At 60.2% G+C, this 24,084-nt stretch carries 20 protein-coding genes; 14 read left to right on the forward strand and 6 right to left on the reverse strand.

The window, feature by feature from the left end; genetic code table 11:
* The first annotated feature begins 185 nt into the window (after window positions 1-185).
* The 5 genes from I6I72_RS01485 to I6I72_RS01505 all read left to right on the forward strand — a co-directional run bounded on the left by I6I72_RS01485 (window position 186) and on the right by I6I72_RS01505 (window position 5,413).
* Window positions 186-1,946, forward strand: a complete 1,761-nt coding sequence (locus tag I6I72_RS01485; RefSeq protein ID WP_005532044.1) for a long-chain fatty-acid--CoA ligase — start codon at window positions 186-188, stop codon at window positions 1,944-1,946.
* 71 nt (window positions 1,947-2,017) lie between these two features.
* Window positions 2,018-3,034: a GTP 3',8-cyclase MoaA gene (gene moaA, locus I6I72_RS01490; protein WP_049062595.1), complete on the forward strand. Its 1,017-nt coding sequence runs from the start codon at window positions 2,018-2,020 to the stop codon at window positions 3,032-3,034.
* Window positions 3,035-3,059: 25 nt separating this feature from the next.
* The gene (locus I6I72_RS01495) at window positions 3,060-4,295 is read left to right on the forward strand and encodes a molybdopterin molybdotransferase MoeA (RefSeq protein WP_049062596.1); all 1,236 of its coding nucleotides are present in this window, start codon (window positions 3,060-3,062) and stop codon (window positions 4,293-4,295) included.
* A gap of 32 nt (window positions 4,296-4,327) precedes the next feature.
* Window positions 4,328-4,807 carry a cyclic pyranopterin monophosphate synthase MoaC gene (gene moaC / locus I6I72_RS01500; RefSeq protein ID WP_005532038.1) on the forward strand — a complete coding sequence of 160 codons (480 nt, stop codon included), beginning with the start codon at window positions 4,328-4,330 and terminating at the stop codon, window positions 4,805-4,807.
* A 3-nt stretch (window positions 4,808-4,810) separates the two neighbouring features.
* A complete protein-coding gene (locus tag I6I72_RS01505) occupies window positions 4,811-5,413 on the forward strand; it encodes an NTP transferase domain-containing protein (protein ID WP_005532036.1) in 603 nt (200 codons plus the stop codon).
* 16 nt (window positions 5,414-5,429) lie between these two features.
* On the opposite strand, the gene I6I72_RS01510 is transcribed toward I6I72_RS01505, so the two are convergent.
* Complete coding sequence (locus tag I6I72_RS01510) at window positions 5,430-5,912, reverse strand: molybdopterin-binding protein (RefSeq protein WP_049062597.1); 483 nt, start codon at window positions 5,910-5,912, stop codon at window positions 5,430-5,432.
* A gap of 232 nt (window positions 5,913-6,144) precedes the next feature.
* Between I6I72_RS01510 and I6I72_RS01515 the strand changes: the two genes are divergently transcribed.
* Genes I6I72_RS01515 through narI form a run of 5 tightly spaced genes read left to right on the forward strand, consistent with a single transcriptional unit; the run spans window position 6,145 to window position 14,453 of the window.
* Window positions 6,145-7,470, forward strand: coding sequence for a nitrate/nitrite transporter (locus I6I72_RS01515; RefSeq protein ID WP_201807329.1), 1,326 nt, complete (start codon window positions 6,145-6,147; stop codon window positions 7,468-7,470).
* Window positions 7,471-7,502: 32 nt separating this feature from the next.
* Window positions 7,503-11,231: a nitrate reductase subunit alpha gene (locus tag I6I72_RS01520; protein WP_005532030.1), complete on the forward strand. Its 3,729-nt coding sequence runs from the start codon at window positions 7,503-7,505 to the stop codon at window positions 11,229-11,231.
* Window positions 11,231-12,826 (forward strand): nitrate reductase subunit beta, encoded by a 1,596-nt coding sequence (gene narH / locus I6I72_RS01525; protein WP_049062598.1) that lies wholly within the window; start codon window positions 11,231-11,233, stop codon window positions 12,824-12,826. Before I6I72_RS01520 ends, narH begins: the two co-directional genes overlap by 1 nt.
* A gap of 16 nt (window positions 12,827-12,842) precedes the next feature.
* Window positions 12,843-13,661: a nitrate reductase molybdenum cofactor assembly chaperone gene (gene narJ, locus I6I72_RS01530; protein ID WP_005532027.1), complete on the forward strand. Its 819-nt coding sequence runs from the start codon at window positions 12,843-12,845 to the stop codon at window positions 13,659-13,661.
* Between the two features lie 9 nt (window positions 13,662-13,670).
* Entirely contained in the window at window positions 13,671-14,453 is a 783-nt protein-coding gene (gene narI / locus I6I72_RS01535) for a respiratory nitrate reductase subunit gamma (protein ID WP_005532026.1), read from the forward strand.
* A gap of 58 nt (window positions 14,454-14,511) precedes the next feature.
* On the opposite strand, the gene I6I72_RS01540 is transcribed toward narI, so the two are convergent.
* Genes I6I72_RS01540 through I6I72_RS01550 form a run of 3 tightly spaced genes read right to left on the reverse strand, consistent with a single transcriptional unit; the run spans window position 14,512 to window position 18,127 of the window.
* Entirely contained in the window at window positions 14,512-15,897 is a 1,386-nt protein-coding gene (locus I6I72_RS01540; RefSeq protein ID WP_049062600.1) for a multicopper oxidase domain-containing protein, read from the reverse strand.
* Window positions 15,898-17,097 carry a hypothetical protein gene (locus I6I72_RS01545; RefSeq protein ID WP_049062601.1) on the reverse strand — a complete coding sequence of 400 codons (1,200 nt, stop codon included), beginning with the start codon at window positions 17,095-17,097 and terminating at the stop codon, window positions 15,898-15,900.
* Complete coding sequence (locus tag I6I72_RS01550) at window positions 17,084-18,127, reverse strand: hypothetical protein (protein WP_080972038.1); 1,044 nt, start codon at window positions 18,125-18,127, stop codon at window positions 17,084-17,086. Before I6I72_RS01550 ends, I6I72_RS01545 begins: the two co-directional genes overlap by 14 nt.
* A 99-nt stretch (window positions 18,128-18,226) precedes the next feature.
* On the opposite strand from I6I72_RS01550, the gene I6I72_RS01555 reads away from it, so the two are divergent.
* The 4 genes from I6I72_RS01555 to I6I72_RS01570 all read left to right on the forward strand — a co-directional run bounded on the left by I6I72_RS01555 (window position 18,227) and on the right by I6I72_RS01570 (window position 21,753).
* Window positions 18,227-18,487, forward strand: coding sequence for a DUF2249 domain-containing protein (locus I6I72_RS01555; protein ID WP_034657596.1), 261 nt, complete (start codon window positions 18,227-18,229; stop codon window positions 18,485-18,487).
* 22 nt (window positions 18,488-18,509) lie between these two features.
* On the forward strand, window positions 18,510-19,226 hold the full coding sequence (modA, locus tag I6I72_RS01560; protein ID WP_005532017.1) for a molybdate ABC transporter substrate-binding protein: 717 nt from the start codon (window positions 18,510-18,512) through the stop codon (window positions 19,224-19,226).
* Between the two features lie 10 nt (window positions 19,227-19,236).
* Complete coding sequence (locus tag I6I72_RS01565; RefSeq protein ID WP_005532015.1) at window positions 19,237-20,922, forward strand: ATP-binding cassette domain-containing protein; 1,686 nt, start codon at window positions 19,237-19,239, stop codon at window positions 20,920-20,922.
* Between the two features lie 135 nt (window positions 20,923-21,057).
* Window positions 21,058-21,753, forward strand: coding sequence for a helix-turn-helix transcriptional regulator (locus tag I6I72_RS01570; protein WP_005532012.1), 696 nt, complete (start codon window positions 21,058-21,060; stop codon window positions 21,751-21,753).
* Here the strand turns inward: I6I72_RS01570 and thrB are convergent.
* Both thrB and I6I72_RS01580 read right to left on the reverse strand, forming a co-directional pair.
* A complete protein-coding gene (gene thrB, locus I6I72_RS01575) occupies window positions 21,750-22,679 on the reverse strand; it encodes a homoserine kinase (protein ID WP_005532011.1) in 930 nt (309 codons plus the stop codon). The two genes, I6I72_RS01570 and thrB, sit on opposite strands and share 4 nt — an antisense overlap.
* Complete coding sequence (locus I6I72_RS01580) at window positions 22,676-24,013, reverse strand: homoserine dehydrogenase (RefSeq protein WP_034657595.1); 1,338 nt, start codon at window positions 24,011-24,013, stop codon at window positions 22,676-22,678. Before I6I72_RS01580 ends, thrB begins: the two co-directional genes overlap by 4 nt.
* Window positions 24,014-24,084: the final 71 nt, after the last annotated feature.

A 24,084-nucleotide genomic window follows, 5' to 3' on the forward strand; every position in this document is an offset into this window, starting at 1 on the left:
GGAATGCCACGGAGGAGAATTAGTAGAAGGCGACTGCGAGCGAGAAAGTAACACGAGGTTGCATCCTCGGAATACTCGGTTGCGCGGCGACTCGGAAACACTTGTCAAGCCAATCCGCACCAGTCGCTGTCAACTATAACGCATTGTACGCGCAAGCTGGAAGTGACACCGCTAAAGTAGACAGCATGCTTTCCACCATGCAGGACATCCCGCTCTCCCTTACACGCATCCTGGAATACGGGTCCACCGTTCATGGGCAGACACAGGTGACCACGTGGCATAGCAACTCGGAACCGGAAAAGACCAGCTTCTCCGCCATCGGCGCACGAGCCGCAGCTTTCGCGCACGTGCTGCACGACGAACTTGGAGTTACCGGGGATCAGCGTGTCGCATCCTTCATGTGGAATTGTGCGGAACATCTCGAGGTGATGTTTGGCGTAGCCTGCAAGGGCGCTGTTTTCACTCCCTTGAACAAGCAGCTGATGAATGACCAAATCCGGCACATCATTAACCATGCTGAGGTGGAGGTCATCGTCGCTGACCCACGTCTGGCAGATCAGCTCGCCAAGGTTCTAGCCGGAGCAGAATCCGTGCGCGCCGTGCTGTTTATCGGGGCCAGCAATCCGCAGTCGCACGCAGGAAAGTTTGGACGGGGCGTCGAGGTGTACTCCTACGAGGCGCTGCTTGACGGACGTTCCACCGAATACAACTGGCCGGAGCTGGAAGAGCATACGGCGGCAGCCTTGTGTTACTCCACCGGCACCACCGGCGCACCGAAGGCCGTGCTCTACTCCCACCGCGCGCTCTACCTTGAGAGCATGCAGCTGCGCGCATCCGACTCACTGTGCGTGACCCACGGCGAGACCTTCCTGTGCTGCATCCCTATCTATCACGTGTTGAGCTGGGGTGTTCCGTTTGCGGCTTTCATGACGGGTACGCCGTTGGTGCTTCCCGACGCCGATGTTTCCGCACCGACGCTCGCCAGCATCATCGCGGCAACGTCGCCGCGCGTGGCGCATGGCGTGCCAACGATTTGGATTCAGCTCTTCGTTCACTACCTCAAGAACCCGCCAAGCCGCATGACGCTTACGGAAATCTTCGCAGGCGGCTCGCCGGTGCCGCCGCAACTGATCAAGATGTGGGAGGAGCGATACGGCGTTGATGTTGTCCACGTCTGGGGCATGGCCGAGACCACCACGGTGGGCACGGTTGCCCGTCCACCCCAGGGTGCCGATGGCGATACCCGCTGGGCCTACCGCGTCTCCCAAGGCCGTTTTCCTGCCTCGCTGCAATACCGCGTGGTCAACGACGGCGTGGTCGTGCCCAGTTCCGACCGCAACGCCGGCGAGATTCAGGTGCGCGGCAACCTGGTCACGGGCTCTTATTACCACTCACCCACCTCCGAGCCGGGCGGCTCAGCAGAAGAGTTCCGCGGCAAGCAGGTCGAGGATGCCGAATCCAAATTCACCGCGGATGGCTGGCTGCGCACTGGCGACGTCGGCTCCGTCACCGAAGATGGCTTCCTTACTGTGGAGGACCGCGCCCGCGACGTCATCCGCTCTGGTGGTGAGTGGATCTATTCCGTGCAGCTGGAGAACCTCATCATGGCCAACCCTGTCGTGGTGGAAGCCGCGGTCATCGGTTATCCGGATAAACAGTGGGTGGAACGCCCTCTCGCGGTAACGGTGTTGGCACCAGGGTTTTCTCCAACAATCGAAACCGCCGAGCGCATCCGTGAAGGCATGCGCAAGGAGCTTCCTTCCTGGATGCTTCCGGAGTACTGGACCTTCGTAAAGAACATCGACAAAACCTCGGTGGGCAAGTTCGATAAGAAGGACCTGCGCTCACACTTGGCCGAAGGCGAATACAACATCATTCGACTGAAAGGCCCTGGCGAGTCACAGCGCCTAGATGACTTGCCGCAGCATTTTCCGCCCCGTGATTAGCTCCCGGATTAAACTCGAATATTTCCGGGTTAATATGGATAAGACCACTCTGCCTATAGACTAGGACGACAATGACTTATCCGCTTCTAGACAAATACGGCCGCAGGGCCCGCGACCTGCGCGTTTCGCTTACTGATCGCTGCAATCTCCGCTGCACGTATTGCATGCCGGCTGAAGGTCTCGAGTGGTTTCCCACCACAGAAACCTTGAGCGATGAGGAAACGATCCGCCTAATCCGCATCGGCGTCGAAAAACTAGGTATCCGCCAGGTACGGTTCACCGGCGGCGAACCGCTCCTGCGCAAGTCTTTGGAGAAGATTGTCGCTGCCACTAAGCAATTGCGCACCGACGAAGGTAAATCACCGTCTACCGCACTGACCACGAACGGCTTGGGCCTCGACCGGCGTATCGATGGACTGGTGGAAGCAGGCCTCGACCGCGTGAACATCTCGCTCGATACCACCGACCGCGAGCTTTATGCCCGGCTAACCCGGCGCGACCGCATCCAGGATGTCTTCACAGCCATCGAAGCCGCTACCCGCGCCGGGCTGCACCCGGTCAAGGTCAATGCAGTGGTCATGCCGGGCGTGAACGAGGACTCCATCGTTCCGCTGGCCGAGTACTGCATCGAGGCGGGCGCGCAGCTGCGCTTCATCGAGCAGATGCCGTTGGGGCCACGTGATAAGTGGCGCCGCGAGAACATGGTGACGGCAGAAGATATCTTGGAGCGTCTGCGCGCTTCCTTTGAACTTGAACCAGCCAGTGAACCGCGCGGCTCCGCACCCGCGGCATTGTGGAACGCCTCCCGCGGCGGCGAACATGTGGGCAAGATCGGTGTCATCGCCTCAGTCACCCACTCCTTCTGCGGTTCCTGCGATCGCACACGTTTGACCACGGATGGTGCAGTGCGCAACTGCTTGTTTGGAAACTCTGAAACCTCGCTGCGTGACCTCATACGCGCGGGCGCCAGCGATGAAGAGCTCATGGAGGCATGGGCCGCCGAAATGTGGGCGAAGCTGCCCGGCCACGGCGTGAATGACGAGGGTTTCTTGCAGCCGGATCGCTTGATGGCAGCAATCGGTGGCTAAAGGCTAAGGATATAGTTTGAAAAGTATGCGCTCCCCACAAGAACACTTCGATGCGATAATGTCTCACGCCCGGCCGGTGCCGGTAGAGGTATTTCCGGAAGTCCAGCCGGTCAACGAGAAACTTTTGGGCCGCGTTATTGCAGAACACGTCACTGCGCGCCTAGCGGTGCCGCCGTTTAGCAACTCTGCGATGGATGGCTTTTTGGTACACGTAAAGGATCTGCTTGAGCTGCCTGCGCGTTTGCCCGTCGCAGGCGACGTTCCGGCGGGCCAGGCCCCCAAGGAGGTGCCAGCGGGCAAGGCGGTGCGCATCATGACCGGCGCGCCGGTTCCGGAGGACAACGATGACCTAGTTGTAGTCCCGGTGGAGTTGACCGATATTCCAGCCGGCCCACACGAGCTGCCGAGTGAGGTCACCATCAACGAGACATCCAGGCGCACGCACATCCGCCCGAAGGGAGAAAACGTTCGGGAGGGCGCGACCATCGCCAAGCCGGGCACCGTGGTCGATGCCGGCCTTATTGCCGCGCTGATTTCGGCTGGCATCACGCACGTTCGCGTCTACCGCCCCATTCTCGTAGGCGTGGTCTCCTCCGGCGACGAACTGGTCGAGGGCTCAAGCCTCGAGCCGGGCCAGCTACCCGATTCGAATGGGCCGATGATCGAGTCGCTGATTCGCTCCACTATCCCGCACGCGGTGGTAACGCACAAGCGCTCTTCCGACGCCCCGGAGCAGCTGCGCGAGACGATTGAGCAGCTGTTTCATTCCCACGAAGTAGTAATCACGACGGGCGGTGTTTCCGCCGGCGCCTTCGACGTTACGCAGACCGCGCTCCAGGCCGCAGAGGACTGTGAGGCTTGGTTTGGCGGGGTCAAGCAAAAGCCGGGCACGCCGCAAGGTTTTTCCCTCTATGGAGGTTTGCCGGTTATCTCCCTGCCGGGCAATCCCGTAGCGGCGTTTGTTTCCTATCACCTGTATGTTTCGCCTTTCCTCGAGGCCTTGAGCGGGCGCCCTGCCCGCACGAAGGTCTGCAGCGGGCGCACCATCGTCGCGCGCGCCGGGGAGGAGTTCCCCATGGCACACAAGCACGGCACGGCATTTGTGCCCACGCGCTTGGAGTTCGGCGAATTCGTCGTGGCGTACCCTTTTGCCAGCGGGTTGAGCAGCCACTTCGTGGCCTCGCTCCATGGCACGTGCGGCCTGGTTGAGGTGACCTCCGAAATTCAGGCTGGCGATGAGGTCCGCGTGGTTATCTATTAATTCTCGATTAGGCCTTAATTAGACTAGAACCCATGAAATTTACCCATCTCAATTCCTCCGGCTCCGCCTACATGGTGGATGTGACAGAAAAGCAGCCCACCGTCCGCTCCGCTACCGCGCAAGGCGAGGTTGCATGTTCTCGTGAGGTTCTTTCAGCGCTTCACGACGGCACGGTTCCCAAGGGCGACGTGCTAGCGGTCGCGCGCATCGCCGGCATCTCGGCGGCCAAGAAGGTTCCGGAACTGCTTCCTCTCGCCCACACCATCGGCGTGCATGGTTGCTCGGTCGATCTAGAAATCCGAGACGACCACGTCTTCATCGAGGCAACGGTGCGAACCGCCGATCGCACCGGTGTGGAGATGGAGGCGCTTACCGCGGTCAACGTCGCGGCGCTGTCCATCATCGATATGGTCAAAGGCGTCGACCGCTCCGCTTTTATCCGCCGCTGTGGGATCACCGCAAAATCCGGTGGCCGTTCCGGCGACTGGAGCCGCGAGCTTCCTAAAACCTAGGCAATGCTGAACTACAAACCGCACGAGCTAGGAGTCATCATCCTGGCAGGCGGCCGCGGCACCAGGATGGGCGGGCGCGATAAGGGGTCGGTGCGTGTGCGGGGCGAAAGGCTTGTCGACGTCGTGCGCAGACAGCTTCCTTATGGCGCGCCGGTCTGCGTGGTTTCCCCGTTTCCGCTGGGCCTGCCGCAGGTATGCGAAAATCCGCTTTTTGGTGGGCCTGCAGCTGGCATCGCGGCAGGCCTGAAGAACCTGGAAGCACGTAGTTTAGCGCCACTTCGCTATATCGCAGTGTTATCTGTGGATGCGCCGGATTCGCCCCAAATGCTGCCAAAGTTGTTGAAAAAACTCGCCGCCTGCGGAGCGCAAAGCTCGATTCCCTCGGTAGCGGCAGCTTTAAGCGGCGATTTTATTCAGCCGCTGTGCGCACTGTGGCACTACGACGGCCTGCGCCAAGCGGTAGATTCCTTCGACTGCCTGCACAACAAGTCAGCCCGCAGGCTGTTGCACGCAGTCCCCCGCCTCATCGCGGTGCCGGGTACAGGCGCGGAAATGGACTACGATACTTTGGCTGAACTCGCCGAGTGGGAGCGCCGCCGTGCTTAATAAGTAACCGCGCTTATCAGTTACCCTTCGCGTCCCGAAAAATATCCCCGAGCAAAGGGAGAACGACACCCAAGGTGTCAGCAACTGCGCCGCGGGAGGACGCGGAATTGATAATCAGCGAGCCACAGCCGCGGTCAGTCATGCCAATGACCCCGCGGGAAAGGCCAGCCTTGTGCGAACCCTCTAGGCCTTTGATCAGCACCTGGGTTTCCAGCCCGTGCAGGCGGGCAGCAATGAACTCTTCGGTTACTTCAGGTGTGTAGTTGGTGGGACCGATGCCAGTTCCTCCGATGACCACAATGACGTCGACGCCGGCCCGTACTTGCTCGCGCAGTGCTTCGGCCACGCGGGCGTAGCCTTCCGCAACGACATCGTGGCTCGCCACTTTGAGCCCCTGAGCCAACAAAAGCTCCTTGGCCAAGGCGCCTGCAGAATCAGGCTTTGCGCCGCTCAAAACGCGGTCAGCGGTGACGATTATGGCAGCGGTGGCAGGTTTCATGTGGGCGTCCTTTACCTCGGTTTAATGGTGTGACATTTTTAACAGAAACGGGTCATAAGCAGCAGTTTCCTACCCCTTGACGGGTTAACCAGCGAAAGGTCGGTATATGAAATATTTCCGCAACACTAATGTTCCCTAATTAAACTCGAAGAATTCCGTAGAAAATTCCTCTTTTTAGGATAATTGAAACTACATTAGAAAGAGAAAGTTTCTACGAGAATACCGAGGAATAATGACTGCACTTGATACGTCGGGCAAGACCATCCAAGGATGGAACCCCGAAGAAAAAGACCACTGGGATTCCAAGGTTGCGTGGCGAACCTTGTGGGTTTCCACCTTCGTGCTGATCATCGGTTTTGCAACGTGGTATCTCGTTTCCGCAATTGCACCGATGCTCAACCAGATCGGCTTCGATCTCAGCAAGAGTCAGCTGTACTGGCTGACCTCCATTGCAGGCCTCGCATGCGGCTTATTCCGCCTGCTGTTTATGTTCCTGCCACCTATCATCGGCACCCGCAAGCTGGTGTTCGTGTCCTCCCTGCTGTTCATCATCCCGATGCTCGGCTGGTTCTTCGCCGTGCAGGACACCTCCACCCCGTACTGGTGGCTTTTAACCTTGGCTTTCCTGTCCGGTATCGGCGGCGGCGTCTTTTCTGGCTTTATGCCTTCCACCGGCTATTTCTTCCCTAAGCGCATGTCCGGCACCGCCCTCGGCCTGCAGGCAGGCTTGGGCAACTTCGGTATTTCCTTCATTCAACTGGTTGCGCCGTGGCTGATGGGCTTTACCCTCCTGGGAATCGGCTTCGTGGCACCACAGCGCACAGATGATGGCGCAATCTTCGTGCACAACCCAGCAATCTTCTTGGTTCCATGGGCACTAGTTGGTGCTGTTCTCGCATGGATGCTGCTCAAGGACGTTCCAGTCAAGGCAAACTTCCGCCAGCAGATCGATATTTTCGGCAACAAGAACACGTGGATCTTGACCGTTGTCTACTTGATGACCTTCGGCGCTTTCTCTGGCTTCGCGGCTCAAATGGCGCTTCTTATCAACCAGACCTTCGGCGCCGATTCTCAGTTTGCTGGCCAGTTCGATGACCTGCCGCGCGGGGCTGCCTATGCCTTCCTCGGCCCGCTGATCGGCGCGCTGGTCCGCGCGCTGTGGGGCCCGCTGTGCGATAAGTTCGGCGGCGCTATCTGGACCTTCGTCGGTTGTGTAGGCATGACGGTGTTTACTGCCCTTTCTGCACTCTTCTTAAACCCCTCCGACCCGAGCGAGTTCAAGGGCTTTTTGACCTGCATGCTCATCATGTTCTTCTTCACCGGTCTGGGCAATGCCGGCACCTTCAAGCAGATGCCAATGGTTTTGCCGAAGCGTCAGGCAGGCGGCGTCATCGGTTGGACTGGTGCCATCGGCGCCTTCGGCCCGTTCGTCGTAGGCGTGCTGCTTTCCATGATGCCGGCCGCCACGTTCTTCTGGGGTTGCGTTGTGTATTTCGCAATCACCTCTGTCCTCGTGTGGATCTACTACGCCCGTCCACGCGCGCCTTTCCCCGGCTAAACCACGCCTTCCTAAAGGAGTAACCCACCCCCATGACTGAAAATAAATCCGGCCCCAGCTCCCTTTTCAAGCTCGGCGCCTATCTGCGCAAAGGCGAAGCCAGCGACTCTGGCCAACAGCTGTTTTTGAAGGGCGGCAGGCAGGCAGATGTCTTCTACCGTAACCGTTGGGCCTTCGACAAAATGGTTCGCTCTACACACGGCGTCAACTGCACGGGTTCTTGCTCGTGGAAAGTCTACGTCAAAGATGGCGTCATCACCTGGGAATCCCAGGCCGTGGACTACCCGACCACCGGCAATGACATGCCGGAATACGAGCCGCGCGGATGCCCTCGTGGTGCTTCTTTCTCCTGGTACACCTACTCGCCTACCCGCGTGCGTTATCCCTATGCGCGCGGCGTTCTGGTGGACATGTTCCGTGAGGAAAAAGCTAAAAACGGCGGCGACTCTGTCCTCGCATGGCGTGCCATCCAGGAAGATCCTGAAAAGCGCAAGGCTTACATCTCCCAGCGTGGCAAGGGCGGCCTGATTCGTATCAGCTACGAAGAGGCAATCGACATCGCTGCTGCGGCGCACGTTTACACCATTCGCAAGTACGGTCCGGACCGCATCTTCGGCTTTACAGTTATTCCTGCCATGTCGCAGGTCTCTTATGGCGCCGGCACCCGCTTCCTGCAGAGCATCGGCGGCGTCGCTCTGTCCTTCTATGACTGGTACGCCGACCTGCCGCCGGCATCCCCCCAGACCTTCGGTGATCAGACTGACGTGCCGGAATCCGGTGACTGGTACAACTCCTCCTATCTCATGATGTGGGGCTCCAACATCCCTGTTACCCGTACCCCGGATGCACACTTCATGGTGGAGTCACGCTACAAAGGCACCAAGGTCGTCGTGGTTTCGCCGGACTTCGCTGACAACACGAAGTTCGCCGACGAGTGGGCCCGCATCGAGCCGGGTTCTGATGCCGCTTTGGCTTTTGCCATGGGGCATGTCATTTTGAAGAAGTTCCACGTTGAGCGCCAAGAACCGTACTTCTTGAACTACATGCGCAAGTACACGGACTCGCCTTTCTTGGTCACCTTGGACGAGCGCGAGGACGGAACCTATACCCCAGGCAAGTTCCTCACGGCTTCCCAGGTCTCCGATGCGGAGCTGAATTCCTCGCCAAACGCCACCCACCGTGGCCTGGTCATGGAAGAAGACGGCAAGGTAGTCGATCCGGGCGGCACCGTCGCTGACCGCTGGGACAACAACTCGGCGAAGTGGAACCTCTCCCTCGACAACGCCGATCCTGTCATGTCCATCGCAGAGACCGATTCCTTCGAGACCGCCGAGGTACTCTTCCCGCGCTTCGACTTAGATGCGGATCCAGCCGACATCGGCACCGACAAGCCAGTTGGCACGGGCATTGTGCACCGCGGTGTGCCGGTTCGTCGCGTCGACGGCAAGCTCGTGACCACGGTCTTCGACGTCATGCTCGCGCACTACGGCGTCAATCGCGAAGAGCTTAACTTGCCAGGTTCCTGGCCGAAGGACTTCTACGATGCCTCCGAAGTGGGCACGCCAGCCTGGCAGGAGGGCCTCACCGGCGTGCCTGCCGATACCGCCATCCGCATCGGCCGTGAGTTCGCGCAGAACGCCGCAGATTCCAAGGGGCGCTCCCAGATCATCATGGGTGCCGGCGTCAACCACTACTTCCACGCAGATACCATCTACCGCACCTTCTTGGCGCTGACCTCGATGTGCGGTACCCAGGGTGTCAACGGTGGCGGCTGGGCTCACTACGTGGGCCAGGAGAAGCTGCGTCCTATCAACGGCTGGACCCAGTGGGCCATGGCCACCGACTGGCAGCGTCCTCCGCGCCACATGATTTCGACAGGCTTCTATTACTTCGCCACCGAGCAATACCGCTACGACAACTCCCGCGCCTCCCATCTGGGTTCGCCCCTGGCCAGCCACGGTGTCATCGGTGACAAGATGGTCTCCGACACCATGGCTGAGGCTATGCGTCGCGGCTGGATGCCGGCTTACCCGCAGTTCAACCGCAACAACCTATTGCTTGCGGCAGAGGCAAAGGAAAAAGGCGTCGACATCAATGACTACGTTGTAAGCCAGCTCAAAGATGGCGACCTCGAGTTCTCCTACGACAACCCTTCGGCAGAAGAAAACTGGCCGCGCATTCTTTTGAACTGGCGTACCAACCTGCTGGGTTCTTCTGCAAAGGGCACCGAGTTCTTCCTGCGTCACTTGCTCGGAATCGACTCCGATGCCACGGCCGAAGAGCTCGCTGCCGAGGATCGTCCACGCACCATCAAGTGGGTTGATGAGGCTCCTGAGGGCAAGCTCGACCTCATGATGACCACGGACTTCCGCAATACGTCGACGACCTTGGTCTCTGACATCGTGCTGCCAGCAGCTACCTGGTATGAAAAGCACGATATGTCCTCGACGGATATGCACCCATACCTGCACTCCTTCAACGCGGCCATCAACCCGCCGTGGGAGGCCCGCACCGACTTCGAGGTCTTCCGCGACCTCGCAGCTTCGCTTTCTGCCAAGTCCGCAAAGTGGCTCGGCGTGCAAACTGACATCATCACGCAACCGAGCCACCACGACTCCCCCGATGAGTTGAGCATGCCAAACGGCATTGTGCCCGACGTCGAAAAGCTCGGCTTGGTGCCAGGGGTTACCATGCCGAAGCTGCATGTGGTGGAGCGTGACTACACCAAGATCTATGAGAAGTGGACTCACTTGGGCCCGCTGCCGGCCAAGGCCGGGACTGTGGTGCATGGCACCAAGTTCAACGTGGAAAAGCAGGTCAAGGAGCTTGAGCTCATCTGTGGAACCTCGAAGACCTCAATGGGTGAGCTCATTGACCTGAGCAAAGACACAAAGGTCATCGACGCCATCTTGCACCTGTCCGGTGTATCCAACGGCGAGCTGGCAAAGCAAGGCTTCGAGTATCTGTCTTCGCGCACCGGCCGTGACATGACACCGCTTGCGGCCTCCGATGAGGACGTGCGCATCAGCTGGGATTCCATCAAGGAGCGCCCGACCGAGGTCCTCACCTCGCCGGAATGGACGGCTGACAAGCGCAATAAGCGCCGCTACACGGCGTTTAGCATCAACGTCGAGTTCGACAAGCCATGGCACACGCTGACCGGCCGCATGCACTACTACATCGACCACGATTGGTTCATGGACTACGGCGAGGCGCTGCCTATCTTCCGCCCGCCGCTTGATCATCTGCATATGCACGGCGAATTCGCGCCGGGCCAGACCTTGCAGAATGAGCGCGGCGAAGTCGAGGTCACCCTGCGTTATCTCACCACCCACAACAAGTGGTCGATTCACTCGCAATACTTCGACAACCTGCACGTGCTGTCTATTTCCCGCGGTGGCCAGGTGGTCTGGATGTCGGACAAGGACGCCGCAAAGATCGGTGTGAAGGACAACGAGTGGGTTGAGGTCTACAACCGCAACGGCATCGTTTCCGCCCGCGCCATCGTGTCCCACCGCATCCCGGAGGGCACAATGATCTGCAACCACGCCCAGGAACGCACCGTAGGTACCCCAATCAACGAGTTCACCGGCCGCCGCGGCGGCACGCACAACTCGCTGACCCGTATCTCTATCAAGCCGGTCCACATTGCCGGCGGCTACGGCCAGCTGACCTATCACTTCAATTACATCGGCCCAACCGGCAACAACCGCGACGAAGTCACCCGCGTGCGCCGTCGCTCCCAGGAGGTTTCTTACTAATGAAAGTCATGGCCCAAATCTCCATGATCATGAACCTGGACAAGTGCATCGGCTGCCACACCTGTTCAGTCACGTGTAAGCAGGCATGGACCAACCGCGAAGGCACCGAGTACATCTGGTTCAATAACGTTGAAACTCGTCCCGGCGTGGGCTACCCCCGCACCTGGGAGGACCAGGAAAAGTGGAAGGGCGGCTGGGAGCTTACCGGCTCTGGCAAGCTCAAACCCAAGGCCGGTGGACGCTTGAAGAAGCTGGCTACCCTGTTCCATAACCCGAACCTGCCGACCATCCAGGACTACTACGAGCCGTGGAGCTACCAGTACGAGGATCTGATGGGTGCCAAGGCTGGTCAAAAGACCCAGCCCACCGCAAAGCCGGTCTCTCAAATCGATGGCCGCGAAATAAACAAGATTGAGTGGTCTTCCAACTGGGATGACAACCTGGGTGGTTCTGTTGAGACCATGGACCAGGACCCTACCCTGCACCAGATGAATCTGCAGGTAAAGAAGGAGATCGAGGACTCCTTCATGTTCTACCTGCCACGCATCTGCGAGCATTGCATGAACCCCACCTGCGTGTCTTCGTGCCCTTCCGGCGCGATGTACAAGCGCGCTGAAGACGGCATCGTGCTCGTGGATCAGGACCAGTGCCGCGGCTGGCGCATGTGTGTCTCGGGCTGCCCTTATAAGAAGGTTTACTTCAATCACAAGACCGGCAAGGCCGAGAAATGTACGCTCTGCTACCCGCGCCTTGAGGTAGGCCAGCCCACGGTTTGCTCTGAAACCTGCGTGGGCCGCCTGCGCTACTTGGGCGTCATCTTCTACGATGCCGATCGCGTGGCCGAGGCTGCCTCGACGCCGAATGATCAGGACCTCTTTGAAGCGCAGAAGTCCATCATGCTGGACCCGCACGACCCTGCTGTCGTAGCTGCCGCACAGAAAGAAGGCATCCCGCACTCCTGGATCAATGCCGCGCAGAACTCGCCAATCTACGACCTCATCTTCAAGTACAACGTCGCGCTTCCGCTGCACCCTGAGTACCGCACGCTGCCGATGGTCTGGTACATCCCGCCACTTTCGCCCATCGTGGACCAGGTAAGCGCCACCGGCAATGACGGCGAGGACCACAAGATCCTCTTCTCCGCGCTGTCTAACATGCGTATTCCGCTGGAGTACCTCGCAGGTCTTTTCACCGCAGGCGATACTGTGCCAGTGGAAAAGTCGCTGCGCCGCCTCGTCGCTATGCGCTCCTACATGCGCGATATCAACTTGGGCAACGAGCCACAGGAGGAAATTGCACAGGCCGTCGGCATGACCGGAGAGGACATGGTGGCTATGTACCGCCTGCTTTCCATCGCCAAGTACGACGACCGCTACGTCATCCCGACTGCCTCCCCGGAGACCCCGCGTGGCATCGCTTCGCTGGATCCTTTCGGCGACGTCGACCCGGCACGCGCTTCCGAGGACGTCTTCCACGACTTGGGCATGGGCGCGCCGGAGGCCTGCACGCACGGCGCGGCAGCAGGTTCCGGCACGGTTTCCCTGCTGTCGTGGACTGGTGACCGCCCCGATTCGATGTTCCCAAACCGCGACTAGGGGGTAAGTCTGAAAGATGAATATCTTTGAAAAACTTGCCGCCCGTGCGGCTCAACCTCCGCAAGATGACGCCGTGGCAGGATTCGGCACCGTCAGCGGTGTGCCTGCCGGCATCGGCTCTTTGGGCGGAGCTGCCGATGTCAAGCGCACGGCACGCACGCACACCGGCCAGGTCCCCACTGACTTCGTGACACCGGTGGCGGTCGATGAGACCCAGCGGCGTATCGTCGCCATGGCGGCCAGCGTCTTGCTGCGCTACCCGGAGGAGGATTTTCTCTCCCATTTGGACGTGGTCCAGGACCAGCTCGACCAGCTACCAATGGCGCTGGCAACGGATTTCATGGGCTTTATCGACGCCGCCCGTACCGCGGGGCTGCGCGCACTGCAGGAGCACTACGTTGAGACCTTCGATCAGCGTCGCCGCTGCTCGCTGTTTTTGTCCTACTACGCCGTCGGCGATACCCGGCAGCGCGGAATGGCCATCTTGTCTTTCTCCCAACAGCTTGAGTCATTTGGTTTCCAGCTGGCAGAAAATGAATTGCCGGACCACCTCTGCGTGGTTCTGGAAGCGCTAGGACTCGCCGAGGGCAAAGACCATGCGCGCGCCGTTGAGATGCTGGCGAGCTATCGCGAGGGCATAGAGGTGCTGCGTGCTGCACTTTCACAACAGGATTCGCCTTATGTGCGCCTAATCGTCGCCGTGTGCAAGGCGCTGCCGGAGGTAGATGCCGAAACCGCTCAGAAATACGTCGATCTCATTCGTACCGGCCCTCCAGCTGAGATGGTGGGCATTGCTGATCTTCCTTTCCCCACTGCTCAACCTGATCTCGTTTAAGGAGCACTCATGGATTATTTCAACAACTTTTTATGGGGTGCCTTCCCGTGGCTGGCCATCGCCGCGTTTTTCGTCGGCATCTTCTGGCGCTGGCGCACCGACCAATTCGGTTGGACCACGCACTCTTCCCAGATCTATGAATCGAAGCTGCTGCGCCTTTCCTCCCCGCTGTTCCACTGGGGCATGGTCTTCGTGGTCATCGGCCATCTGATGGGCCTAGCTTTCCCAAAGTCGTGGACGCGTGCGGTAGGCATCAGTGACCACGCTTATCACCTGTTAGCGACGATCCCTGGCTCTATCGCGGCGGTCGCCGTGATTCTTGGCTTCCTGGGTCTGCTCTACCGCCGCATCGTTAATCGCTCAGTGTTCCTGTCCACCTCGAGCTCGGACAAGGTCATGTACTTCTTCCTGGCGCTAGCGCTGCTGTCTGGCACCATCGCGACGTTTAGCACCCAGGTCTTCGGCGGACCACAAGGCTATGACTACCGCGAGACCATCTCGCCGTGGCTGCGCCAGCTGCTGATCTTCAACATCCACCCGGAGTGGATGGCTGATGTTCCCTGGCAGTTCAAGGTCCACGTCTTGTGTGGTTTTACCATCATCGCCGTCTGGCCTTTTACTCGCCTGGTTCACGCTTTCTCAGCGCCGGTTGGCTACGTCACCCGTCCGTACGTGGTCTACCGTTCCCGCGACCAGCGCACTACGGATATGCGCTCGCACACTGCGTGGGAGCCGGTGCGTTCCCACCGCGCGCAGCTCGACGCCAACGAGACTCCTGCCCACGGTGCCTAAGCACTAGATCGATTAAAGGAGCGAGGAAGATTTCTTCCTCGCTCCTTTTGTCTAAGCGCTACTGCGTGACCACAATCTTTCCGTGCTGGCCCTTTTCGGCCGCGGTCATGATGTGATTGACAAAACTGTAGGTACCCGGCTCGTTAAACGTCATCTCCACGAAGCCGCCCTGCGCGGGAAGCAGATCCAGCGCCTGCGAACCCGAATCGCGACGGTCCTTAATGAGGTAGTCGCCCTCCTTATACGCGGTGTCGAACTGCTCGCCCACCACGTGGAAGGACAACGGCTGGTCTGGGCCCACGTTGAGCAGCCAGATGCGAACCTTATCGCCCACCTTGGCATGCAGCGGCTCAAGGTCGTACTGATTCGGATAGTAATTAAACGCCATCAGGTCGTACTCGCCGTTTGAGACGCGGTCGGCGTCGGCACCGTTCTCGTCGCCTAGGAAGATGTCAGAGGCAATCATTGCGTACTCCGCATCGGCGTCGCCAAGCTCTGGCGGATCGATGACCACCGCACCAGCCATACCGTTGGCAATGTGCAGGCTCATCGGCGCCGTGGAGCAGTGATACATCCAGATGCCCGCGCGGTTAGCGGTGAACTCGTAGGTTAGCGACTGGCCTGGGTCGATGGACTTCATGTTCTCATCCGGATTGACCTCACCGGCGTGGAAGTCGATGGAGTGGCCCATCGTTCCCTCATTCTTAATGGTGATCTTGAACTTGTCGCCTACCTTGCCGCGCAGGGTTGGCCCTGGGGCTTGGCCGTTGAATAGCCACCGCGTTTGTTTTACCCCGGGTGCGACCTCGACCTCTTCCTCGGTCATGGTCCAGGTCTCCTCGTGGGTGGTTCCTTCGGCCTTGGCCAAGCGGGCATCGAAAGCCTTGAAGTCGTCGCGCTTCTTGGTGCGCTCCGCTGCACTCGGTACGTCGGGGTGGCTCGCAGAGTGATGGTGCTCGTGCTGAGCATCGCCTGCTGTGCCTGCAGAGCCTGCGGTGCTGGCAGCTCCCGCGGCGTCGTCAGTCGTGTTTATCTGGAGCACCATACCCTGTGCTTTGTGCCCGGCGATGGTGCAATAGCCCTGGGTGGATTCATTGATGATGCCTGCGTCGAGCTCAACGGTCTTGCCTGGCTCCACACGGCCGGTCTCGTTGTCACCAATCTTTAGGTCGTGGACCTGGTCGCCGACGTTGGTGAAGTTGACCACCAGGTGGGCGCCCTGTGGCACGTCGATGGAGGCCGGGACGAAGGCCATGCCGGAGACTGAGACGTCGACAACGGTCGCTTCCACGCCCGCGCTTTCCGACGCCCTTTGCGCCTTGCCCGTGCTATTAAACACCGCGAGCGCGATAATCGCGGCAAGGGCAATGCCGATGAGCAACCAGGAAGCCCAATTGTTTTGAGCCGGCGGCTTCGGAGATTGATTCGAAGAAACGCTGAGCATTTAGTTCTCCAGTCTTTTCTGCTTGTAAACGGCCACTACGATGGCCAAGACGTTGGTGATGAGGCCAAGCCCCATCATGATAAGCCCGGCAACATCCGCGCCGAGTAAGCACAACACTGCGCCCAAGTTGATAAGCACCAAACGTGCATAACCGCCGCGGTCAGCGACTTTTCGCCCTAGTGTGACTTTCGCCGGACCGCCGCCCAACAGGGTGGGCAGGAGGTGATGGAGCACGCCGGTGACCAATTGCAACAGGCCAGCGCCGACGAAGGCGGGCATGAGCAACAACGTCACCGCGCGGGGGTAGACGCCGATTACGGCGCACACCGCGTCCGCAGCGCATAAGCTGAGCATCCACAACAGTCCGGCGACGACCGAGACCGTCGCCGTGGTCTGCTGCGGGTTTCCCGCCACCACCGTGGCCAGGATGGGCTGAATGATGTAAATTGCGGCGAGCACGACGAGCAACTGGGCCATGCCCGCTGCCCGAGTAAGCCCCACTGCGTAAAGCCCCACCGCGAGGGCGAGGCCTACGCAGTGCACTATAAGTGCCCGGGAACAGCGGGCGCGCGCTGCCGGGGCGATCTTGGTGCTCGACAGCGTGGGCAGCAGCGTGACCACTGTTCCGAGGATGGTCAGCCAGGCAAAGCCCCACACCATTCCGCGGGAGTGCGCGGCGACCAGCAGTGAGTAGTTGCCCACGCCGTTAGCCGCGAAAATGACCATCACGACTGAGGCCATCAAGAACACAGCGGCAGCAATGTAGAAAGGTACTGTCACGGCAAAAGAACCCGCGAGCGAACCTTTGAGCGCGCGGTAGATGTCCCACGCGTGCCAGAAGAAGGTGACGATGATGAGAAGCGAGGCGGCGTCGGAAAGCGGGCCCCAATCATAGCCCGCACGATCGACGAGCAGGAGGACCAAGCCCACCTGAATTAGCGCCACGCGCCAGGCCACCGACTTGTAGCCACGGGCCTGCATGCGGGTCAGTGCCTCAGTAAAGTGCGTGGAATACACGATGATCGCCGTGGTCATCGCGCCAATCGTGAACGGGTGAATGAGATCCCACCACACCACGTTGACACCGAGATTTCCTGCCACGTTGATGGCAACGCCCACCAACACCCAGAAGCCAATGACGCTCGCTGCGATCGTGTGCCAGCGTCCGCGGGCGGCTAAAGATACGTCAGCGATGTGCACGTCGTGCCTCCCGGATGGTCAAAACAAAGCCACTTAAAACGAACAGCAGCACCGCCACCACGTTAGTCATACCGCCTACCTGATACACCCCAGTGTGAGCAACGATATCCGCGCCGACGCGCACCATAAGGCCCGCGTGCAGTAGCACCACAGGCCCGTAGAGAACGGGGTTATAGGGCAGCTTCTTTCGAATGACAGACGTCAAGATGATCGGTGCGTGCGCAAAGATCATGGACATGACAAAGCCCAAGAAAATGGTGTGCACCGAAGCGTCGTAGCTAAAGCCGCTGACCTGCCCCATGCCTAGCCACGCCAGTCCAGCTAACGCCAGCCAGAAGTAACCGGCCAGCATGCAGGCTGCGGAATATCGGGGCAGCCCCTTAGCGCGCACGAGGTTCTTGGCCACGTCCACGCGGACAGTGGTCCAGGAGATGGCGAGCAAAAGCGCACCCATCAGGCGGTAGCCCACTGCGGGTACGAGGATGTAGATAACTCCCGCGGCTGCCAGGGCGAGGACCAATGCAGTGATGAGGTTTTCCGCGCGAGTGCCGGCCATGGTCACGCGGGCGAGCTCCATGCGTTCGCCGATGATGGTGGCAACGACGTAGAGGACACACAGCGGCATGGCCGTAGCAAAGGAGGGCGTCATCGCCCACAGTAAGGAAGCGGCGACTCCCCCAATCACGCCGGCAGCCTGGACGAGGACAGCGAGGGTGGGCTGGCGGCGATGGACCTCCAGATAGATAAAGCCCAGGACGAGGAAGCTCAGTGCAAAGCACACCGCGGGTACGGGTCGCGTTACCCCGGCGAGGAGCGTTAGCACTGCCAGCACGTGGAAGGCCGGGCCCGCCCAGGCCCACGTCTTCTTCACTGCGACGGCACGCTCCAAGCCGATGGCACCTCCCACGAAACCGAACACCATCAGTGGGCCATGGGCGTTGGTTACTGCGCTGGCTGGGGCGACGCCCAGCAGTGAGGCACCGGCGAAAAGGCCGACGAGCAACGCCGCGCCGGCGAATGCCAGAAACACGAAACGATGCGCACTATTTTTCACAACTTTTATCGTACTAATATTGGGTCTAAGGTGAAACTCGAAACGCTTTCGAGCACCTCCAACGAAAGGAATAACATGCAACTGCCCATCTCTGATGCGCACAAAGGCAACGACATCCCTACCCTGAACGCCTCTGAAATTCCGCACGCAGTCCGCCACGGCGCCATCCACGGCGCGCTCGGCACCCTCAACGTTGGCGAATCGATGATCCTCATCGCGCCGCACAACCCAGTGCCACTGCTCAAGGAGATTGAGGCACGCGAGGAGTCCTTCGACCTTGCCTACCTCAAGGAAGAACCACAAGATTTCCACATCAAGTTCACCCGCACCGCCTAGTGCTGGCGTAAGTTAGATAGCCATGAAGAAGATCCTTACCCCGCTCATTGCATCGGCGCTTGCGGCTTCGTCGCTGAGCGCCTGCGCCAGCGACCAAGCGGAACTCAACGTTTTTGCCGCGTCCTCGACGCGTGTGCTCAACGATGCCCTCACGGCCACCACCCCAGTGCTTTTCAACAACGGCGGATCAGCATCCCTCGTCGAGCAGATTCACCAAGGAGCACCGGCAGACCTCCTCATCACGGCCTCAGAAAAGACCATGGACAAAGCCGTGGACAACGGCGATGTGGACAAGCCCCGCGTGCTAGCCACCAACACCATGGTCATGGTGGTCCCACCCGGTAATCCGGCAGGGATTTCCTCGGTCCGAGACTTGCGCGAGGACGACTACTTCGTGCGCTGCGATCCGTCCGTGCCCTGCGGCGACATCGCGGACAAGATCATGGAGGACCTCCACCTCACCATCACTCCCGATTCGCAAGAAGGCCAGGTAGCTGACGTCGTGGGCAAGGTCGCCAGCGGCGAAGCCGACGCCGGCTTTGTCTACTCCACAGACGCCGCGGCCAACCCAGACCTCGAGGTCATCCCCATCGAGGGCGCTGAGAAGTACCGCAACAAGATTATGGGCGCCGTGGTCACGCACTCCGAGCGACGCGACGCTGCCGAGCAATTACTGGATACGCTCTCCGACGACTTTGATGAAACCTGGACGAAGTACGGCTTCCAACCCGCCGACTAAACTGCTCTGCATGGCTTCTCACGAAACCCCCACTCGCGCCCCGTGGCCCTTCGCCATCGTGGGCGCCGTGGCGGTTTTATACGTTGCTATTCCCGTCGTGGCACTAGCAACGCGCGTACCGTGGTCCCGTCTCGGGGCGGTCGTCGGTCAAGACTCCACCCACGACTTGCTGCGCGTGACTTTGAGTTCTGCAGTTTTGGCCACCGTCCTTGCCACGTTCCTGGGCGTCGGGCTCGCCATGTGGCTCCACGGCCTCAAACACATGGGCCAGGCTGTGCGCCTGCTGGTCTACCTTCCGCTGGCCATGCCGCCAGTGGTGGGCGGCCTAGCGCTAAGCGCGGCACTCGGGCGGCGCGGGCTCTTGGCCCCGCTTCTCGACGCCCTCCACTTGAAGTTCGCCTTTGCCTTTGCCGGTGTGGTCACAGCGCATACTTTCGTGGCGCTGCCCTTCGTGGTGGTGGCGGTGGACTCGGCATTACGCCACATTGACCAGGAGGTATCCACCTCAGCGCGCCGGGTGGGAATGTCACGGTGGGCGGTATGGCAGAAGATCACGCTGCCTACCATTGCGCCCTCCATCTTTACCGGCGCCGTTCTGGCCTGCGCGCGCAGCCTGGGCGAGTTTGGCACCACGATTACCTTCGCTGGTTCGGCGCCAGGTATTACGCGCACGATGTCAAGCGGCATCTACTTAGAACGCGAGGTCAGCACGGACAACGCCTATGCTCTCTCCGCCGTGCTCATCGGCCTGGCCGTGCTTTGTTTAGCACTCGCGGGCCTGCCCACGCTGCTGCGCAAGGAACCAGCGCCACGGGCACACGCGCAAGGCCCACTTGATATCGAAAAGCTCCGCGAGCTAAGTAAGCCGCAGCAAAGCCGCGAACTCACACCGTTCCGGCCCCATGCCACGACCGCCGTAGTGGGCGTTAACGGCGCTGGCAAGACAACGCTGCTGCGCCGCATCGCTGACTCCTCTGAAAGCGTCATGCTCACCCAGAAGCCCGCATTGCCGCCGCTGTCCACAGTGACCGAGGCGATCACCATGGTCACCGATGTCGAGGACGTTACCGCGCAGCTCATTTCCGCTGCAGGGTTGGATGAGATCGCCCACGTCAAGGTGCGGGACCTCTCCGGTGGACAAGCAGCACAAGCCGCCTTGGTGCGCGCTTTGGCCGCGCGGCCGGCAGTGCTGCTACTCGACGAACCCCTGGCTGCAGTGGACGCCGCTGCCGCCGCACAATGGCGCCGCCTGCTTGCTGCCGCGGCGCACGACCGCACCACGATCCTCGTCACCCACAATGTTCTCGATCTTCTCAGCCTGGCCGATGACATCGCGGTGGTGGAAAAAGGCGAAATTCTTGCCCACGCCCCTCGCCAGGACGTCGTCAATGCTCCGCCCAACCGCTTCGTGGCGCAGTTACTTGGCCGCAGCGTCATCCGCGGCAACAAGGTTGCAGGCGCGCTGCAGCCCGATCCGCAGGGCGACACAACGCTCATCCTAAGCAACAGCGACGTCGTGCTTTCCCCTTCCGGAAGCATCACTGCCACCGTGCTGGATTTGCGAGCTATCTCCTTGGACCGGGCCGTCGTTACCCTGGACCTGGGCGGGCAATCTGTAGACGCCGAAATCTCGGTCACCGAGGCAACAAAGCTCGTCGTCGGCGGGCAAGTCCACTGCTCTATCCTCACTAATTAGGGGGAAGTCGCTCCACGTAGTGGCATATATCGCACTCGCTAGTTTGTATTTTTTACGGGTTGTAGTTGTATCGTCGTTTTTAACAACTGATTACCCTAATAAATTCACGTCAAAAACTTTCACCGAGGTAAACACATGCCCACCCAAGCTCCGCGTTCTTCCACTGAACTTTTTCCCGAGGCGCTGCGCCTTTCCCCAAAGCAGCGCGAGGTTCTCAACGCGTTGCAGGAATATCCCCAGGGAGCTCGCGCAGCAGACATCGCCCAAGACATGGGCATGCATGTCAACACCGCGCGCGGCCATCTAGACGAGCTCGTACACGTGGGCGCCGTGCGCGTTATTACGGCCCCGGCCAAGGGCCGCGGACGTCCCTCGCTTATCTTCCAGGTACGCATCCCTGACAATCGCTCGGTGGCCGAGGAATACGTGACCTTGATCAGTGTCTTAGCAGAGATGCTCGCGGACAAAGACCAGCTTAATGACTTCGCCTCCGAACAAGCCCGGGAAATCGGCCGTAAGTGGGCCAACTCCACGCAGCAGGACCAGTACGCTTCCGCGAATGCGCTGACCCCGCTTTACCGCAAGATGCGTGACATGGGTTTCGACCCTACTGCCTCAAACGCCGACCTTGAGGAAAAGGGCCACACGGAAATGGAGCTGCACGCCTGCCCATTCGTGACCGCAGGCATCAAGCCTTCCCCATTCTTGTGTGCTATCCACGACGGCTTCCTCGAGCAATCAGCCGCAGACGCAGGAAACCGCCTCCAGCTTACGCTGCTTCCGAAGTCTGGCAACGGAACCTGCTGCGTGCACGTGAAGCGGTCTTCTTAAGCCTGAACGACCTTAACCTCGACCGGCCCCGCGACCTCCAAGGGGATAACGCGGAGGCCGGCCTCGCGCGCGTCGCGCAAGATGTTTTCGTCGATGGGCTCGGTGTGCAGCACCATGGCGGTAGGGCCGGCGCCCGAAAGATAGGCCGCGAAACCACGGTTGCGCAGACGGTTGACCCACTCGGAGGTCACCGGTAGGACGTCGGCACGGTAAGGCTGGTGCAAGCGGTCGCGCGTACCTTCCCAGAGCAGCTCCGGGTAGTTCTGAAGCGCTACGACCTGCACAGCGGTGCGCGAGACGTTGAACGTTGCGTCGCCGTGGGTGACGTGGGATGGCAGCACGCGGCGCACGGCTTGGGTCGATGCGTGGAAGTTAGGCACCAATGCCGTTGCCTTGATGTCCTTATGCACATCCACGGTGACCGCCTTGTACTCCGGCAGGGAATGGCCATCGACGGGAACCGTGGTCCACGAGACCACCGCGTTGCCCAGAACCGATGCCGCGGCATTATCTGGGTGCCCCTCGAAAGCCGAGGAAAGCTGCACTACTTGCTGCTCGGTAAGCGGGAATCCTGCAAGTCCGTTGCCGGCGGCAACGCCTGCTACGGCTGCCGACGCCGAGGAACCCAGGCCGCGGGACTGCGGAATGTTGTTGTTACAGACCACGCGCAGGCCGGGCGCGGAAACATCAGCAACGTTGAGGGCCGAACGGATTGCCTTGACTACCAGGTGGGAGCCGTCACGCGGCAGGTCCTCGGCGCCCTCGCCGAAGATCTCCACTTCAAGACCAGAGTTGGTGACCTCTACCTCGACGGTGTCGTACAGGCTCAGCGCAATTCCGAGCGTGTCGAAGCCTGGGCCCAAGTTGGCCGAGGAGGCTGGAACCGTGACGATGGCCTTGGTGCCGACCTCTAGCTCGATGCTCACAGGGCTTCACCGCCCAGGCGGATAACGGAGTGCACTGCCTTGACCTCGTCGAGAGTGCTCAGCTCGGAGACGATGGCCTCGAGCTCAGCCTCGGTGGCCGCATGGGTGACCACGATGAGACGTGCGGTGTCGTCGCCGTCCTCCTGGCGCACGGTGCGCAGGGAGACGTTGTGCTTGGCAAACAGCGCGGAAATCGCCGCCAGAACGCCGGTGCGGTCTGCGACCTCCATGTCGATGTGGTAACGGGTGGAAACCTCACCGAAGGGAGCAATCGGCAGGTTGGCGTAGGTGTTTTCCCCTGGTGCGCGGCCGCCGTGGACGATGTTGCGGGCGGCACCGACGACGTCGCCAAGCACTGCGGAAGCAGTAGGATTACCGCCTGCGCCGTTGCCGTAGAACATTAGAGAACCTGCTGCCTCTGCCTCGACGAAGATTGCGTTATAAGACTTGTTCACGGAAGCCAACGGATGATCCTTCGGGACGAGCGTCGGGTGGACGCGGGCGTTGACGGACTCGTTGCCATCTTCGTCGCGCAAGCGCTCACAGATGGCAAGCAGTTTGATGGAGTAACCCGCCTTCTTCGCAGCGGCGATGTCGTCAGCGGTGATGCTCGAGATACCCTCGCAGTAGACGTCATCAAAGGTGACGCGGGTGTAGAAGCCCAACGAAGCCAAGATCGCTGCCTTGGAAGCGGCATCATGGCCCTCGACGTCGGCGGTCGGGTCTGCCTCCGCGTAGCCCAGGCGGGTGGCCTCAGCCAGCGCATCTTCGTAGGAAGCGCCGGTGGTCTCCATCGCATCCAGGATGAAGTTGGTGGTGCCGTTGACGATACCGGAGATGCGCTGCACCTGGTCACCCGCCAGCGAGCGGCGCAGCATGCCTACCACCGGGATGGCGGCTGCGACGGCTGCCTCGAAGTAGAGGTCGACTCCCGCACGGTCGGCAGCCTCAGCCAGCTCGTCCGCGTGCGCGGCCACCAGAGCCTTGTTCGCGGTCACCACGGACTTACCCGCATTGAGCGCGGCCAGCAGCAGCTCGCGCGGGTAGTCAATACCGCCGATGACCTCGACGACCAAGTCGATATCGTCGCGCATGACTAGCGCCTTGGCGTCGTCAGTAAGTAGGTCCTTAGGAACGCCTGGGCGCAGCTTGTTCTTGTTTTGGACAGCTACGCCACGAATCTCTGCGGGACCACCAATGCGATGTGCAAAAGCATCAGCGTTCTCCCCCAGCAGGCGGAAGACCTCGGCGCCGACAGTGCCGAAACCGAGCAGTGCAATACCTACTGCTTCGCCCTCGCCCTTGCCGGTGCGAATCTTGGTCTGTGAAGTCATATCGTCCCTCATTCGTCGGTACTGAAATTGTTAACCACACTATACAGAACGAGCTGTCTAGTTTTGGGTTT

Source organism: Corynebacterium striatum (assembly GCF_016728105.1).
In the GTDB taxonomy this organism is placed as follows: Bacteria; Actinomycetota; Actinomycetes; order Mycobacteriales; family Mycobacteriaceae; genus Corynebacterium; species Corynebacterium striatum.

Coding starts and splice junctions, on each gene's coding strand:
- moaA (WP_049062595.1), top strand. CDS start 2,018: ATGACTTATCCGCTTCTAGACAAATACGGCCGCAGGGCCCGCGACCTG.
- I6I72_RS01510 (WP_049062597.1), bottom strand. CDS start 5,912: ATGAAACCTGCCACCGCTGCCATAATCGTCACCGCTGACCGCGTTTTG.
- I6I72_RS01540 (WP_049062600.1), bottom strand. CDS start 15,897: ATGCTCAGCGTTTCTTCGAATCAATCTCCGAAGCCGCCGGCTCAAAAC.
- narI (WP_005532026.1), top strand. CDS start 13,671: ATGGATTATTTCAACAACTTTTTATGGGGTGCCTTCCCGTGGCTGGCC.
- modA (WP_005532017.1), top strand. CDS start 18,510: ATGAAGAAGATCCTTACCCCGCTCATTGCATCGGCGCTTGCGGCTTCG.
- moaC (WP_005532038.1), top strand. CDS start 4,328: ATGAAATTTACCCATCTCAATTCCTCCGGCTCCGCCTACATGGTGGAT.
- I6I72_RS01555 (WP_034657596.1), top strand. CDS start 18,227: ATGCAACTGCCCATCTCTGATGCGCACAAAGGCAACGACATCCCTACC.
- I6I72_RS01495 (WP_049062596.1), top strand. CDS start 3,060: ATGCGCTCCCCACAAGAACACTTCGATGCGATAATGTCTCACGCCCGG.
- I6I72_RS01580 (WP_034657595.1), bottom strand. CDS start 24,013: ATGACTTCACAGACCAAGATTCGCACCGGCAAGGGCGAGGGCGAAGCA.
- I6I72_RS01520 (WP_005532030.1), top strand. CDS start 7,503: ATGACTGAAAATAAATCCGGCCCCAGCTCCCTTTTCAAGCTCGGCGCC.
- I6I72_RS01565 (WP_005532015.1), top strand. CDS start 19,237: ATGGCTTCTCACGAAACCCCCACTCGCGCCCCGTGGCCCTTCGCCATC.
- I6I72_RS01570 (WP_005532012.1), top strand. CDS start 21,058: ATGCCCACCCAAGCTCCGCGTTCTTCCACTGAACTTTTTCCCGAGGCG.
- narJ (WP_005532027.1), top strand. CDS start 12,843: ATGAATATCTTTGAAAAACTTGCCGCCCGTGCGGCTCAACCTCCGCAA.
- I6I72_RS01505 (WP_005532036.1), top strand. CDS start 4,811: ATGCTGAACTACAAACCGCACGAGCTAGGAGTCATCATCCTGGCAGGC.
- I6I72_RS01485 (WP_005532044.1), top strand. CDS start 186: ATGCTTTCCACCATGCAGGACATCCCGCTCTCCCTTACACGCATCCTG.
- I6I72_RS01515 (WP_201807329.1), top strand. CDS start 6,145: ATGACTGCACTTGATACGTCGGGCAAGACCATCCAAGGATGGAACCCC.
- narH (WP_049062598.1), top strand. CDS start 11,231: ATGAAAGTCATGGCCCAAATCTCCATGATCATGAACCTGGACAAGTGC.